Origin of the sequence: Phyllobacterium sp. CCNWLW109 (assembly GCF_037203905.1) — a bacterium.
Lineage (GTDB): Bacteria > Pseudomonadota > Alphaproteobacteria > Rhizobiales > Rhizobiaceae > Phyllobacterium > Phyllobacterium ifriqiyense.
This window is the reverse complement of record NZ_JBBCBK010000004.1, coordinates 764,611-780,328: the sequence shown is the minus strand read 5'-3', so window position 1 is coordinate 780,328 and position 15,718 is coordinate 764,611. Positions and strand designations below refer to the sequence as shown.

The following is a 15,718-nucleotide window of genomic DNA, read 5'->3' as shown; positions in this document are numbered from 1 at the left end:
ATTGGGAGTCTACTGCTTCAATGCACAAAAAGAAAAGGCGGCCAGTGGCCGCCTTTTCTCTTATTTTTGTCTGTTCGGTCTATTGCGTCACAAAGCAGCTTCCGCCTGCGGATTTGTACTTGGAGCACAAATTCACCGCGTCGCTCTTCGAACCGGCAGGGATACGTACACGATAGAATGTGCCCTTTCCTGCAATCTCGGCCTGCTTGATATCGACACCACGTCCGCCAATAACGCCCGCATGTTTCTGCGACAGCGATGCATAGGTCTTCTGCGCACCCTCAACGCTTGGCTGCGAAGCAACCTGGATGAAGTAGCTTCCAGCAGCAGGTGCAGCCGAAGCCACCTGTTGTGCAGGAGCATTTTTGGCTGGCACGCGATCAACAATATCGAGCGGCTGTTCCGCAGGACGCGACTCCACCACGGGAACGTTTTTCGGAGCAACCGAGGCGACTGTTTCCTGTGTGATCTTCTTCGTTTCTACCGGCTTGGCCGCAACTTGAGCTTTTGGAGCAGCGGGTGCCGCAGCGGCTGGCGCTTCTGGCGCAAGCGCTGGTTCCGGCTCAACCGGATCTCCTCCCGCAAGTGCAGCAACAGGATCATCCGCTGAGACAGGCCCCGTTGCTGTGTTGCCGGGACGTTCCACGGGAGCAGCGGCGGCACCAGTGCCTGCCGGCGGCGCGTCAGGAGTAATGGAGGCAACCATCGTTCCGTCCGGCTTGACGACCATTGTCTGAACCTTACGCGGTGCAAGTGCACCATTGCGTTCCGGAGCTGGCTCATTTGCCGCCAGATCTTGATCGGCAGGGTCGATACGCGCATCAACCTTGTCGGCGATTGGCACTTCATCGTCTTCATCGGCTGCAAGATCAACAGGATCCTGGCGCGTTGTTACCAATTGCTCCTGTTTAGGCGTTACCGGAGCAGCGGTTGCGTCCTTATCGAAAACAGCCTTGTCCTGATTGGGAACGACAGCGCTCGCCGTTGCTTCTGGCTGAACCTTCATCGGCGTCTTATCGGCCATGATGACCACGGGTTCACCACCCGTCGAGCCAGTCCACTTATATGCGAGCGCACCCGCAACAGCGACCAGAACCACAGCAGCAGCCACACCCGGAACGAACAGAGGATTACGGCGCGGCCTGTTTTCGTTCTGCGCATAGGCTCCAGCAGCAATGTCGACATCATCCTGACGCGGATCATAACCGAAATTAGCATCGTCCTCAGGACCGTGCTGATAACGGGCCGAGGCAGCAGGAGCCTGCAATGCTGCTCCGGCTATACCTGCCGCAGCGACACCGGCAGCCGCATAGCCAGCTTCATTGTAACGGCTTTGTTCGGCTTCATTGCCAAAGACATCGGCATAGATTTCAGCAAACTCGTCCTTTGCAGGTTCCGGCTGTGCCTGTTCCTTGGGCGTTGCAGCAAAATCATTGTGCTGTGTGTCGGATTCGATCGAGCCGAATACTTCGGCAAACTCGCTCTCCAGCTCGTTGAGACCATTGTTCTGGGGAGCATCGTCTTCGTAGTTCACCATCGGAAGATCGAGTGACTCGGTGTAGTCAACCCGACTTTCGGTAACGGCGATAGTATCCACATCAGGTGCTTGAACCGGCTTGGCGGCACGATCGAGTTCATCCGCATAATCGCTCAAGGCATGAACTTCTGGAACCTTAGGCACCCCGGCAATAGGAGCAGCAACTGGAACGGCGATCTGTTCCCGCACTGGCGCAAGCTCTTCCTCGGCATCCATCGGCACTTCAAAATCATCAAGCGCTGCCATCAGTTCCTGATCATTGAAAGCATCTTCGATTTCCGTGTCGGAATTTTCCTGCTCGGCATAGGAAACCTGCGGCTCATAAGAAGGCTCTGGTGCAGCATAAGCAACCGGCGCAGCAATCTCCTCCACAGGCGGCTCATACGCAGCAGCGGGCGATGCTGGTGCATAAGCGACCGGAGCAGGCGCTGGCGCTGCTTCTGGCTGCTGGTAGGCAGTTGCGCGGCTGATAATCGGCGCTGCTTCCGTGCGACCGGCTACATTGGAACGTGAACCGTATCCCCAGGATGCATTCGCAGACCTCTGCACAACTGGCCTTGCCGATCCGGCAAGCAGTGTTTCCAATTCATCTTCAAGGCTGATCGCCGGCGCGGCCGCAACTGGCGCAGCGGGAGCTCCAGCGCCTGTATTTGAAATTACACCCTCGCCTGCTTCATTGTCGGCATAAGCCGTCTCCGGCTCATAATCCGCATAGTCAGGCTCTTCGTAAGCGGCGACGGGTTGCGCAGGAATGTCGTAAGGCTGCTCAGGCTGCATGGCCGAAAGCTCGCGCTCGATTGACTCCTGAAATTCGCTAGCGTCAGGCTCGTCATTCTGCTGATTGCGATCTGATTCAGCCGAAGCGGACTGTGAGGTGACTTCGTCATCGAAGCCTCCCATCAGTTCGCGTTCAAGATCCAGAGCAAAATCATCATTGGACCCGGAAGGTGACTCATCCTGCTCCGGAGTTCCCATAATGCGGGATAGCTCCATCAGAGGATCATCAATACCGAATCGCGAATCATCCTGCCGGTTAGAACGCTGAAGATAGTTTTCCGCCATGGCGTTAATCCTGTACTCTCAACTGTGGGACGTCCGAAAACGTCACGCATTGGCCATACCAGCGCAATGTGGGCAAAAGTTGACAGGATTTCTACGCTTATTAGCGCATTTCAGTCGGAGCGTCCGCACCAATGATTGACAAACCGGACGCCAAAACCTTCGAAACAACCTGAACCAGCCCTAGCCTGGCTTGGGACAAGTTTGGATCGTTAACCTTAATAAAACGTAAGTCCGGATTTTCAGTGCCTTTATTCCACTGTCCATGCAGCGAACTTGCAAGGTCATAAAGGTAAAATGCGACCCGGTGTGGCTCTTGATGAAGCGCAGCTGTTTCGATCATGCGCGGATATTCGGCAAGCTTGCGGATAAGCGCAATTTCACTCTCGTCGGTCAGCAAATTGAAATGCTTCGCGCTCGCCGCCAGATCCACTTCGCCAATGCCAAGCTGCTCAATCGCCTGCCGGAACACCGAATGGCACCGTGCGGACGCATATTGTACGTAGAACACAGGATTATCTTTCGAATGTTCCGTTACTTTGGCAAAATCGAAATCAAGGGGTGCATCATTCTTCCGGTACAGCATCATGAATCGGACGGGATCGCGGCCAACTTCCTCAACCACATCCCGCAGGGTCACAAATTCGCCGGACCGCTTCGACATCCGCACCGGCTCGCCATTGCGGTAAAGTTTGACGAGCTGGCAAATCAGTACCGTCAGCTTTGCCGTGCCGCCCGAAACTGCGCGCGCCAGTGATTCCAGCCGCTTGACGTAGCCGCCATGGTCTGCACCAAGCACATAGATCATCTCATCGAAATGCCGGTCATACTTGTCTTTGAAATAGGCAACGTCCGCCGCAAAATAAGTGAACTGACCATCCGACTTCACCAATGGCCGATCGATATCATCACCCACATCTGTCGACCGGAATAGGGTTTGTTCCCTGTCTTCCCAATCTTCCGGCACTTGGCCTTTGGGTGGAGGAAGCTTACCCTTGTAGACATGCCCCTTCAGCGTCAGATCATTGATGGCCGAGCGGATGAGCTTCGCATTATTGGCGTGCAGCGTCCGCTCGGAGAAAAAGATGTCGTGATGAACGTTGAGCGAAGCCAGATCGTCACGGATCATTGCCATCATTGCGTCGATAGTCCGGTCCTTGACGATCGCAAGGCTTTTTTCTTCCGGCATTTCGAGCAATTTCGTACCGTAATCGTCGGCCAGCGCCTTGCCGACAGGAATGAGATAGTCGCCCGGATATAAACCGGCAGGAATCTCACCGATCTGTTCTCCCAAAGCCTCGCGGTACCGGAGCATGACAGAATTTGCCAACACGTCGATCTGCGCGCCGGCATCGTTGATGTAATATTCCTTGCCAACTTCGTAACCGGCAAAAGATAGAAGATTGGCCAGCGCATCACCCACCACTGCGCCGCGGCAGTGCCCGACATGCATTGGACCTGTCGGATTGGCTGAAACATACTCGACATTGACCCTATGGCCATAGCCGAGCTTTGACCGGCCATAATCGAGTCCGGCATCCAGCATGGTGGAGAGTTGCTGTTGCCAGTAACTGTCTTTCAGCCTCAAATTGATGAAGCCCGGACCTGCAACATCGACTGAGCCGACATCAGGATCATTCTTCAGCGCATCACCGATTTTAACGGCAAGTTCGCGTGGATTCTGACCGACGGCTTTCGACAACACCATCGCTGCATTGGTTGCAATATCGCCATGACTTGCATCGCGAGGTGGCTCGACGCCAACGCGCGACAGATCGACTGCTGCACCATCAGTTGTTTTCAAATCAAGTGCTTGCAGGGCGTTCTTAATCCGCGCATCGAAGTCCGCGAAGATGTTCATGACGTAATTCTCATTCGAGGTTTATAGAAAAGTCTGGGGCCTCATGGCCAAAGTTGAGCCTGCTCTAGGACAATTCGGGCGTATGGTCAAACAGCCTGCGATGCTCGCGCACAGCATAAGTGTCGGTCATACCACTCAGGAAATCGGCAACCAGGCGAGCGCGGGCGGGCATATCTGCCTGAACTTGCTCGTTCCTCCAGCCTTCCGGCATTGCTTGAGCGTCATTCATATAGGCTTCAAAAAGATCTCTCACAATCTTGTCAGCCGATTTGCGCACTCTTAGAACACTTTCGTGAAAATACAGATTGTCGTAGAGAAATGTCTTCAGTGCCTTCTCTTGCAATCTCATAGCCTCGGTGAAGGCGACAATGTTTTGCCCAGCATTGTGTATGTCTTCGATCTTTTGAGGTTGGATACGATCAAGATTGGCTTGTGACTGACTTATAACGTTCTCAACCATCAGGGTTATCTGGCGTCTGACAATCTCATGTGTCGTGCGAACTTCATCAAGTTTGGGATATTTTGTCCTTACAGTCCGCAAAATATCGCCGATTATTGCCACATCTTCCAGAGCGTCCAAGGATAGGAGGCCCGAACGAAGCCCATCGTCAATGTCGTGAGCATTATAAGCGATATCGTCTGCTATTGCGGCGCATTGCGCTTCAAGAGAGGCATGGTGCCCAAGTTCCAGATTAAACTGGGCATTATACTCAAGGATCGCCGCCGGAACAGGATGACCAATGCCTCGCCCTTGGGAATCCATTAGCGGGCCATTATGTTTGACAAGCCCCTCCAGCGTCTCCCAGGTCAGGTTCAGACCATCAAACTCGGCATATCGCCTTTCAAGACTGGTTACGATCCGCAGCGACTGCGCGTTATGGTCAAAGCCGCCAAAATCGCGCATCTTTTCATCCAACGCGTCTTCGCCGGTATGGCCAAAGGGCGTGTGACCAAAATCATGTACCAGGGCAATCGCTTCAGCCAAATCCTCATCAAGACGCATTGAGCGAGCCAGGGCTCGGGCAATCTGCGCCACCTCAATCGTGTGCGTGAGCCTCGTGCGGTAATGGTCGCCCTCATGGGCAATAAAAACCTGAGTTTTATGTTTCAGACGGCGAAACGCCGTCGAGTGAATAATTCTGTCGCGATCGCGCTGAAATACGGTGCGCGTTGGACTTTCGCTCTCAGCTACGAGCCGCCCACGGCTATGCTGTGGATCGCTGGCATAAGATGCCCGTTCCCTGTAACCAAAACCCACATCCTGCATCGACATTATTTCACTTCCCGCCTTCTTGTGCATGCTTCGGAACATGCGAGCACAGCAGTACCACCCATTAACACGCATGCCGTTGACTTCACCGTCGCCAATTCTTAGCTATGGTGTATAATGAATGGCAAGGCATGACATGATGATGTTCTGTCTTTAGAGCCGGGCGGATGTTTCCCGCGAAGGAATGTGAAGAATGACCGAAGTTGTAAATGTTTCTGTCTCCGACGCTGCGGCCAAGCGCATCTCGGCAATTTTGAAATCCGACCCTGACAAAACCGCCCTGCGCATCTCTGTCGAAGGTGGCGGCTGCTCAGGCTTTTCCTATAAGTACGATCTGGTCGATGCACAGGATGCAGATGACATCGTAATCGAAAAATTGGGAGCAAAGGTTTTGATTGATTCGATTTCACTGCCCTATATTGGCGGGTCGGAGATTGATTTTGTCGATGACCTGATGGGCCAGTCTTTTCAAATCCGCAACCCGAATGCCACATCCTCATGCGGTTGCGGCACGAGTTTCTCCGTCTAGGCTGCTCGCCTCTTCTCAAGCTGTTTCAAAAGGCTGTCTCGCGACGGCCTTTTTTATTTCCCCTCAAGCTTCAGCGCCTTTTGCCGCCTCGCGCAAATCGTCGGCACTCCCCAAAGCCCCATTGAAATACCAATTCAGCAAAACTGACGAGACCGATGCCAGAAGAATGCCGGATTCGATCAAGGGATGAACGGCGTGCGGCATCCACATTTTGAAGTCGGGGGCCACCAGCGGGATCATTCCCAAAGCCAACGATACTGCCACAATGAAAAGATTGTTGCGGCTTGATTGGAATTCCACCTTCGACAATATGCGTATGCCCGTCGCTGCCACCATGCCGAACATCACCAGCCCTGCCCCGCCAAGAACAAATTGCGGCAATGATTCAACGAGAGCGCCCATTTTGGGCATCAGCCCGAGTATGAGCAGTATCAGACCGGCCGCCACGCATACGAAGCGGCTTTTGACGCCGGTCACGCCTACGAGCCCGACATTTTGCGAGAAGCTCGTATAGGGAAACGTGTTAAAGACACCCCCAATGACTGTTCCCAGACCATCTGTGCGAAGTCCGGCTGATAACATTGGCCGGGTTATTTTCTTTCCCGTCAGATCGCCAAGAGCCAGAAACATGCCCGTAGATTCGATCATCACGACGATCATGACAAGACTCATGGTGATGATCAGCACAGGATCGAAAATCGGCATGCCGAAATGAAACGGCGTGATGATTGCAAACCAGCGGGCGGAAGCAACTTTCTCGAAACCCATCATGCCCAGACTTGTTGCCACGAGCGCGCCAATGACGATACCGAGGAGCACGGCAATGTTTGAGATGAACCCCTTGCCGAAGCGCGCAATGAGCAGGATCGAGACAAGCACAACAGCGGAGATCGCAATATTCGAAAGCGGCGCATAAGCAGGATTTTGCAGCGAAGGTGCAAGCGCCAGCTTTTGCGGCAATGCCGGTAAAGCAGAACCCGGCGCGGCGGCCAGCTCGGTAATCGTTTTAAGCCATGCCGCATGTTCGGGAGAAACAATTTTAGGAGCCGTGGGGCCAAAGGGATTACCGAAAACCCAATTGATACCGACCCGCATCAGCGAAACCCCGATGACCAGGATAATCGTGCCTGTCACCACCGGCGGAAAGAAACGCAGCAGACGGCTCATAAGCGGTGCCAGCAGCATTGCTACAAACCCTGCACCGATAATGGCGCCGAAAATCAGCCGCGCTCCGTCCGGCCCCGTATTGGCATTGGCCATGGCGACCATGGGACCTACGGCAGCGAATGTTACGCCCATCATCACCGGCAGCTTTATCCCAAACCACTGGGTTGCGCCAAGCGACTGGATGATCGTCACGATCCCGCAGACAAAGAGATCGGCGGAGATCAGAAAAGCAACGTCTGCAGGCGCTAACTGCAAGGCGCGGCCTACGATCAAAGGCACCGCAATCGCCCCCGCATACATGACGAGGACGTGCTGAATGCCCAAGGCTGCAAGACGGGGCACGGGCAAGCCCGCATCAACATCATGAATATGTGAAGGACTGCTCATAAATACCCCCAATGGCTTGACCGGTTGATGACCGGACGAGTATCGTTTTCCCCACTAATGAGAATGACCTATATTGGTCGTTGCGCAACCGAAAACTCAGCAAAGCCAAGTGTTTCCCATGAAAATTGTCACCTGGAACATCAACGGCGTCAAAGCTCGCATCGAGGTTCTCAAGGCTTGGTTGCGGGAGTCCGATCCGGATATTGTTTGTTTGCAGGAAATCAAATCTGTCGACGAGGGTTTTCCCCGCGAAGAAATTGAAGCGCTTGGCTACCATGTGGAGACGAATGGACAAAAGGGCTTCAATGGCGTCGCTATCTTGTCGAAAACCTCGCCCGAAGAAGTAACGCGAGGACTTCCCGGCGAAGACGAGGACGACCATGCGCGTTTTATCGAGGCGGTTTTCTCAACGGAAAAGGGCATGTTGCGCGTCGTCTCGCTCTATCTGCCCAATGGCAATCCGATCGATACGGAAAAATTCCCCTACAAGCTGCGCTGGATGGCCCGTTTGGAAAAATGGGCTGAGGAGCGTTTGAGCCTCGAAGAGCCGCTGATCCTGGCCGGCGATTATAATGTCATCGCTGAGCCTATCGATGCGCGCAATCCCGAAGCCTGGGTAAATGATGCGCTGTTTCAACCTGAAACGCGACAGGCTTTCCGCCGTTTGGAAAATCTGGGTTTCACCGATGCGGTGCGCAGCGTGACCGATGCGGCTGGAACTTATACATTCTGGGATTATCAGGCGGGCGCCTGGCAAAAGAACAATGGCATTCGGATTGACCATCTCATGCTGTCACCGGAAGCGGCCAATCGTCTGGAATCTGCCAGCATAGAAAAACATGTCCGTGCCTGGGAAAAGCCTTCGGATCACGTCCCGGTCGCGATAATTATCGTCTAGAGCGGATTTTAACGCTATGCGGATACGATGATGGGTTCAAGCCAAGTTCATCGAACTTGGTTTGCGCTGACAGCTATTAGAAATCGCCAGTCTTTACGATATCGCCAGCCAGAACCATGGCCGTGCGGCGATCCGCTTCATCCGCAATCGAAAATGCCTGTTCCTGAATATCACCGATCCAGATGCGATCCTTGCCGGTTGCGTGTTCAAGCGCTGCCGTCATCATTGCCAGCCCGCGAACGGTCTTGCCAGCCTGAAACAACAGATTGCCAAGCATCGCTTGAGCACCGGCATGGCCCTTTTGTGCTGAGAGCCGGAACCAGCGTGCTGCCTGATTGGGGCTTGCACTGCCACCCTCGCCGCGCATCAGCATTTTGCCGAGTTCGAACTGTGCGTCCGGATCGCCAAAATTCGACGCTGCCTGCAGATAAAGGTCGCGGGCGGCACTTGGGTTGGAATTGATGGGTGAATTTGGGATGCCGCGTTTTACATATCCGGCAAGAGCTACGAGCGCATCTGCAACATAACTCTCATTCTCGGTGCCTTGATCAGCGCCTTCCTGGATAACTTGCTCAAACATCTTATAGGCTTCGTAATCGTCTTCTTTTACGCCGTCGCCTTCGGCATACATCCGTCCGAGTTTCCAGTTTGCGCCCTGATGACCTTTTTCAGCGGCAAAACGCAAGGCTTTGACTGCCTCATCCTTGTGACCGTTTTTGTAGGCAGAAAAACCAAACTTGAAGAGAGCAAAAGGGCTGGAATCCTCGTTCATCTCATTCTTGGTATCAAAAGCCATGCAGGGCAGAGTCATGGCGCCCAGGAAAAGACCAATTCCCACAATGGGAGCGAGAAAACGATCAGCAATCAGCATGGCAGCTTAATTCCTTCGCTCGGGCTCGCCATTGTCGCAGCCGCTAGGCGCGCCGTAACGGCAGACCGGATTTCAACACCGCCAGTCAACACCCTTATGGCGGCTCGCAACGGAATTGTAGAATATTTCAGATCATTTGAGCCATGGTTAGGCAGATTTCCGGCAATAGTGCGGCTGCGCTTTGCAGAATTATTCCAGTATTCAAGGTCTGGATTAATGGCCGATGATCGCAACTCTAAAATAGAATTGCGATATGCCACTGCGTGGTGGCTTTTCGAAGCTTCATGCGAAAGTAGTGTCGCGTCCATCATTACCCCAAAACGGTACGCCAGCAATATTGCCTGACGTTATACCTCTAAAAGGTTACCGCCTTATCGAGGTGCTCCGGGTTTGTGGCGCAAAATGGGCAAATTTGGCTGCCGAAAGCGCTGTGTGAATCATCCTGGCCACACTGTTGCCGAATCGTCACAAAAAGTGATGCCTAAACACAAACCGGCATGGATGCCGGACGCTGTCTGCCGCTACGGTTTCCTCCGGGCACAGGTGGCCATCGATCAAATGCGGGCATTGACCAAGGAAGCCACGCTACCAATAAAAAAGCCCGGCATCTCTGCCGGGCTCTTTCGCTATTTCGTTAAGCAGTGATCAGAACTTCAGCTTGCCTGAGATCGACAGCGCTGACACGAAGTCATCGCCGAAATCATACTTGGCATCATTGCCGCAGCCAGTGTTGACGGTGCACTTTGTCGGACCATACGAACCGGAAGTGAGCATACCAACTGCACCGCCTACGCGCAGTTCAACATTCTTGTTAGGCGACCAGGAAACGCCGCTCGACAGCAACCATGTGTCTGTCTGAGTGGTTAAGCCTGTCGAAGTTCCACGGTCCCAGGAAACCTGAACCTGACCGCTCCATTGGTCGTTGAACTTGTGACCAACACCTGCAGCAACCGTCCAGCCATCCCGGAACATAAGATCGATCGATGTCGCCTTGGCAGGTGAGTTAGGTCCGCAGGAAACTGCACCCCTCGTGGATATTGGGCAGAATGACACGACTTCGAGAACGCTCCAGTCAACCCACTTAACCGAACCGAAAGCCAGCCAATCGGGAGCGATACCTGTTTGGATTTTGAATTCCAAAGACTGTGGCATTGTCGCTGTCCCGTAAACATCGGTTACGCGGCCTGTAAGGGGGTTAGTAGGAAGGGATGGTAAATTTGTAAGATCGAGCGTGCCTTCTACGTCACCAAGATCAACCTCGGCATTGTAGATTAAGCTAGCACGGAACGCGATTTCTGGAATTTCGTAAGCAGCCCCAATGCGCCAGCCGATGCCGTCGCCTTCAAGTTCGAGCAAACCGTTGCCAGATAGTCCGAGTGGTCGAAAAGCCGGGCTGACCAGACGCTCCTTGAAGCCTTCAACCTTCTGATAAGAAACACCGCCGAGTGCGCGGAGGAAGCCTTTGCCAACATCGAACTTGTAAGAGCAAGTCAAACCATAATCATGGCTTTCGATCTTGGTTTCGATGTTCTGGTTGGAGCCCTTCCAATCGTCACCTGGGTTGGTATGAACTCCCCATGGCTGGCTATACTGAGCCAAGCAATCGAAATCCTCAGTGATGCCAACTTTAACGCCGACGCGAGGAATGGTGTAATTTTCGGTCTCGCTGACAGAAGATTTGCCACCTGCATTAAGACCCTGTGCATTCTTGATCTTGCGATCAGGCATGACATAGATCACGCCAGCTTCAGAGGCGAAACGATCTTCGCTGAACAGCAGATCGTAATTGTAGCCTCCGCGCTCAAGCCCCCCGGCTTGCGCAGCAGAGGCCACACCAGTCAACAATAGTGCCCCGCCCAACATTGTCGAAATAGCTTTAGACATTAATTCCTCCCCCGAAAGCTTTATAATGTGCCCCGAATGTCAGCCTAATTCGGGAAATATTACCAATACGTAATAGGTAACAAAGCAATCTTATTGAGTGCAATATCTTTGATTGCGCCCCGTTATGGGAGAAAAACGGGAGATTCTTCAAAAACTGACTTTTTTCGAAAATCAGTTCAAAATTATCGCGGGTTTCCCACTAGTCACAAAGCATTATGGGGAAAATAGCGGTTTTTTAGCCAAAAAACGTCATTGTTGCGCAAATGCAACGCACTTCAAAAATGACAAAATTGGGGCTTTTGATCGACGAAAATGGGGTGGCTCGCCGCATGTTTCAAGGGACGAGCCACTCCAAATTTCATTATCGGCAATAAAACTCCGGAATCAGCTCGCCTCGCGAACGCGCCGTATCGCCACTTCGATTTTACCAGCGGCCTCCTGAAGCTCGGCCAGTCGTTCGCGTTCTGCCTGCACGATCTCCGGTTTGGCATTGGCAACGAATTTCTCATTGCCGAGCTTTTTACCGATCTTGTCGCTTTCATCGGCGATCTTACCGGCCTCCTTGGTCAGACGCGCAATTTCAGCATTGACGTCAATAAGGCTGCCCAGTGGCAGGCAGGCTGTAGCTTCGCCGATGACAAATTGTGCCGAACCCTTAGGGGCCTCGCTTCCCAGCGTAATCGTGTCCACGCGCGCCCGCCACTTGATCGCAGCTTCGTGACGCTGCAAGCGCGCCTCGGTGGCTTCATTGGCACCGATGACGACGAGCGGAGCTACAGCGGAAGCAGGGACATTCATCTCGGCCCGAACAGAACGGATACCGGTTACCAGATCGATCAACCAATTGATCTCTGAGGCGGCATCGGCATCAACAAATGATGACACTGGCCATTCAGCATGGCACAGCAGGGTTTCACGCTTCGCGCCCTCGCCCGCCGTATGCGCCCAGAGCTCCTCCGTCATGAATGGCATGAACGGATGCAGAAGCTTGTAGATCTCATCAAGCACATAGGCTGCACAGGCTTGTGCTTCCGCCTTTGCCTCGGCATCGTCACCATTGAATACAGGCTTCAACAGCTCGATGTACCAGTCGCAGAACTGGTTCCATACAAAACGATAGACCGCGCTTGCAGCTTCATTGAAGCGATAAGTGGCGATACCGTCGGTGACATCGCGCACAGCATTGGTGAGCTCGGTCAGAATCCAGCGGTTAACCGTCAGCTTGGCATCGTCCGGCTTGAAAGACGGGTTGCGCGCAACACCATTCATTTCAGCAAAGCGCGTTGAGTTCCAAAGCTTGGTACCAAAATTGCGATATCCGGCAATACGGCTGGTATCCAGTTTCACGTCACGGCCCTGAGCGGCCATGATGGCAAGTGTAAACCGCAACGCATCAGCGCCGTATTCATCCATCAGTTCCAGCGGATCAATAACGTTGCCTTTGGACTTCGACATCTTCGCACCGTTCTTGTCGCGAACAAGCGCGTGCATATAGACGGTGTGAAACGGCTCCTTATCCATAAAGTGCAGGCCCATCATCATCATCCGGGCAACCCAGAAAAATATGATATCAAAGCCGCTCACCAGAACGCTGGTTGGATAATAGGTCGAAAGCTCCGGTGTCTTGTCGGGCCAGCCAAGCGTTGAAAACGGCCAGAGCGCCGAAGAGAACCATGTATCGAGCACATCTTCATCGCGCGTCAGGATTTCTCCGGGCTTCAGGTTCTCCAGAAGGTTCTGCACATGCGCCTTCATAGGTCCTTCATGGGCGAGATAATGCTGAACGGCTGCGCTGAGCGCTTCTTCTTCTGTGCGCTCGACGAAAACCTGACCATCCGGTCCATACCAGGCGGGAATTTGATGCCCCCACCACAATTGCCGTGAAATCGCCCAGGGCTGGATGTTTTCCATCCAGTCATAATAGGTTTTTTCCCAGTTTTTCGGCACAAAATTGGTCCGGCCCTCACGAACACTGGCAATGGCTGGCTTGGCGAGCTCGCCCGCATTCACATACCACTGATCTGTCAGATAAGGCTCAATCGGCACATCACCGCGATCGCCATGGGGTACGGAATGGGTGTGGTCCTCGATCTTCTCAAGATAACCGCCATCGTCCATCATAGCGACAATCAGCTTGCGTGCTGCAAAACGATCCTTGCCGTCCAGTGCGTGGATAAACTGATCCAGATGGCTCGATTTCTCCAAACCCTCCAGGAAATCATTGTTTTCCTTGAGGAAAATCGATGCATTCGTATTAAGAATATTGATCTGCCGGAGATCATTGCGCTTGCCCACTTCAAAATCGTTGAAATCGTGCGCAGGCGTAATCTTCACAGCGCCGGATCCGGCTTCAGGATCAGCATAATCATCGGCAACGATAGGAATATGACGACCGATGAGCGGCAGAACAACATTATTGCCAATAAGCGCATGATAGCGGGCATCGTCAGGATTGACGGCAACGCCCGTATCGCCAAGCATTGTCTCTGGCCGGGTTGTTGCGACAACAATATATGTATGCGGATTTTCCGGATCGAAGGCGACATTCTCCAGCGGATAGCGGAAATGCCACAAATGCCCCTTCATCTCGCGCGACTCAACCTCAATATCCGAAATCGCAGTCAGCAGCTTGGGGTCCCAATTGACCAGACGTTTGTCTTTGTAAATGAGCCCCTGCTTGTAAAGTGTAACGAAAACCTCAAGAACGGCCTTCGACAAGCCTTCATCCATGGTAAAGCGTTCGCGCGACCAATCGCAGGACGCACCCAGGCGTTTCAGCTGTCCGGCAATAATCCCGCCAGACTCCGCCTTCCACTCCCACACACGCTCGACAAACTTCTCACGGCCCATCTCACGGCGACTCGGCTGTTGACGCTCCATCAATTGCCGCTCGACAACCATTTGCGTTGCAATACCGGCATGATCCATGCCCGGCTGCCACAAGACATTCTTGCCACGCATCCGCTCAAAGCGGACCATAATGTCCTGAATGGTATTATTCAGTGCATGGCCCATATGCAGAGAGCCGGTCACATTTGGCGGCGGTATGACAATCGCAAAGGGATCTGCGCCCGGCTTGGAACCGGCACCGGCCTTAAAGGCACCCGCCTCTTCCCAACGTTTTGCAATCTCTGGCTCTACGGCCGCGGCGTCATAAGTCTTCTCAAGCATAAAACTGTCCGTCATTTTGCGGAAAAAAGGATTGTTAGGGTGTAAACCCAATGGCGAGGCTCAAGTCAATGATATCGTACGCCTGAAACGAAAAGACCGCCATCTGGCGGCCCCTACAAGCTCGACGAGGTATTTCTGGGCTCTAACGCTTGCCGCCGCGCGCAACGCGTTCAATTTCTTCGCGAACAAGGCGCTCCACCAAGGTCGGTAAATTATTGTCCAGCCAATCCTGCAGCAAAGGCCGCATGATTTCCTGTGCGATTTCATCAAAGGAACGCCGCTGCTCGCTGCGAACGGCAAATGACAGATCCTCAAACGCAGCACTAACCTGGCGCTCAGTGCTTTCAGAAAGAATCGGCTCCAGCGCCTGCGCCAGATCAAGCGACACTTCTTCCTCCATATTCGTCTCGAATTCATCGATAGCTATAGGCATCGAAGACTTTACTGCCGGACCAGATTCCGGGACGCTCGCTGGCTCAGCAAAGCGCATATTAGCGCTTGTATCGGGTTGCGAGGGTGCTGCCGGCTTTTCGGCAACCTGCTCTGCAACGAGCAATTCTTCCTCGGCAAGAATCTGTGGAGCTGGGGCAACAGCTTCGGCGGGCGATTTCGCCTCAGGCTTGTTCGTCTCATGCGGCTTTGATTCCACGTCGGGCAAACGAGGCGAAAACATCGCCTCAGGCATTTTCTGGACAGGCGGCGTAACAGCAATACCTTGCCGCGGAGCAAGTTCGGCCTCGTCGCTTTCCAGATTATCTTCGACCTGTAAATTGGAAGTAGTTTGAGCTGGCATATCGGAATTTACAGCCGTTGGCGGCACATCATCAGGCCGTGCCGTGTCGCTCTCTTCAATGATGCGGCGTATCGAGGCCAGAATCTCTTCCATGGAAGGTTCGCGCGTCGCGCTTGATAAGCCTGCGGATGCCCCGATTGGTGATTGTGCCATGATCAACTTGCCTACTACATCTTGTTTCGGTGCGGTGCAACGAATCTGCATGCAGTGTAGAGGCTGGTTGTCTATTTGAGAATCCCTCAGAGCAATGTTTCGGGCTAACCCACAGACTTTTGATTCGCCCCGCTGAAA

Annotated in this window: 11 protein-coding genes; 3 read left to right on the top strand and 8 right to left on the bottom strand. The window is 53.3% G+C overall.

From position 1 onward, the window contains the following. Window positions 1-79: 79 nt before the first annotated feature. The 3 genes from V9K92_RS19200 to V9K92_RS19190 form a co-directional block, all read right to left on the bottom strand. The gene (locus V9K92_RS19200) at window positions 80-2,599 is read right to left on the bottom strand and encodes an SPOR domain-containing protein (RefSeq protein WP_337354687.1); all 2,520 of its coding nucleotides are present in this window, start codon (window positions 2,597-2,599) and stop codon (window positions 80-82) included. A gap of 100 nt (window positions 2,600-2,699) precedes the next feature. Next, on the bottom strand, window positions 2,700-4,457 hold the full coding sequence (argS, locus tag V9K92_RS19195) for an arginine--tRNA ligase (RefSeq protein WP_337354686.1): 1,758 nt from the start codon (window positions 4,455-4,457) through the stop codon (window positions 2,700-2,702). Between the two features lie 64 nt (window positions 4,458-4,521). After that, window positions 4,522-5,730, bottom strand: coding sequence for a deoxyguanosinetriphosphate triphosphohydrolase (locus tag V9K92_RS19190; RefSeq protein WP_337354685.1), 1,209 nt, complete (start codon window positions 5,728-5,730; stop codon window positions 4,522-4,524). Window positions 5,731-5,920: 190 nt separating this feature from the next. Between V9K92_RS19190 and erpA the strand changes: the two genes are divergently transcribed. After that, on the top strand, window positions 5,921-6,256 hold the full coding sequence (erpA, locus tag V9K92_RS19185) for an iron-sulfur cluster insertion protein ErpA (RefSeq protein WP_115052915.1): 336 nt from the start codon (window positions 5,921-5,923) through the stop codon (window positions 6,254-6,256). Between the two features lie 63 nt (window positions 6,257-6,319). Here erpA and V9K92_RS19180 read toward each other — a convergent pair whose 3' ends face one another. Beyond that, on the bottom strand, window positions 6,320-7,810 hold the full coding sequence (locus V9K92_RS19180) for a nucleobase:cation symporter-2 family protein (RefSeq protein WP_337354684.1): 1,491 nt from the start codon (window positions 7,808-7,810) through the stop codon (window positions 6,320-6,322). Between the two features lie 118 nt (window positions 7,811-7,928). Between V9K92_RS19180 and xth the strand changes: the two genes are divergently transcribed. Further along, entirely contained in the window at window positions 7,929-8,708 is a 780-nt protein-coding gene (xth, locus tag V9K92_RS19175) for an exodeoxyribonuclease III (RefSeq protein WP_115053287.1), read from the top strand. Window positions 8,709-8,784: 76 nt separating this feature from the next. Here xth and V9K92_RS19170 read toward each other — a convergent pair whose 3' ends face one another. Beyond that, the gene (locus V9K92_RS19170) at window positions 8,785-9,579 is read right to left on the bottom strand and encodes a tetratricopeptide repeat protein (protein ID WP_435530139.1); all 795 of its coding nucleotides are present in this window, start codon (window positions 9,577-9,579) and stop codon (window positions 8,785-8,787) included. A gap of 402 nt (window positions 9,580-9,981) precedes the next feature. Here V9K92_RS19170 and V9K92_RS19165 point away from each other — a divergent pair, with 402 nt between their 5' ends. Next, complete coding sequence (locus tag V9K92_RS19165) at window positions 9,982-10,224, top strand: hypothetical protein (protein WP_337354683.1); 243 nt, start codon at window positions 9,982-9,984, stop codon at window positions 10,222-10,224. On the opposite strand, the gene V9K92_RS19160 is transcribed toward V9K92_RS19165, so the two are convergent. The 3 genes from V9K92_RS19160 to V9K92_RS19150 form a co-directional block, all read right to left on the bottom strand. After that, on the bottom strand, window positions 10,225-11,463 hold the full coding sequence (locus V9K92_RS19160; RefSeq protein WP_337354682.1) for an OmpP1/FadL family transporter: 1,239 nt from the start codon (window positions 11,461-11,463) through the stop codon (window positions 10,225-10,227). It lies immediately after the preceding gene. 384 nt (window positions 11,464-11,847) lie between these two features. Next, window positions 11,848-14,634: a valine--tRNA ligase gene (locus V9K92_RS19155; RefSeq protein WP_337354681.1), complete on the bottom strand. Its 2,787-nt coding sequence runs from the start codon at window positions 14,632-14,634 to the stop codon at window positions 11,848-11,850. Window positions 14,635-14,776: 142 nt separating this feature from the next. After that, window positions 14,777-15,580 carry a PopZ family protein gene (locus tag V9K92_RS19150; RefSeq protein WP_337354680.1) on the bottom strand — a complete coding sequence of 268 codons (804 nt, stop codon included), beginning with the start codon at window positions 15,578-15,580 and terminating at the stop codon, window positions 14,777-14,779. Between the last annotated feature and the right edge of the window lie 138 nt (window positions 15,581-15,718).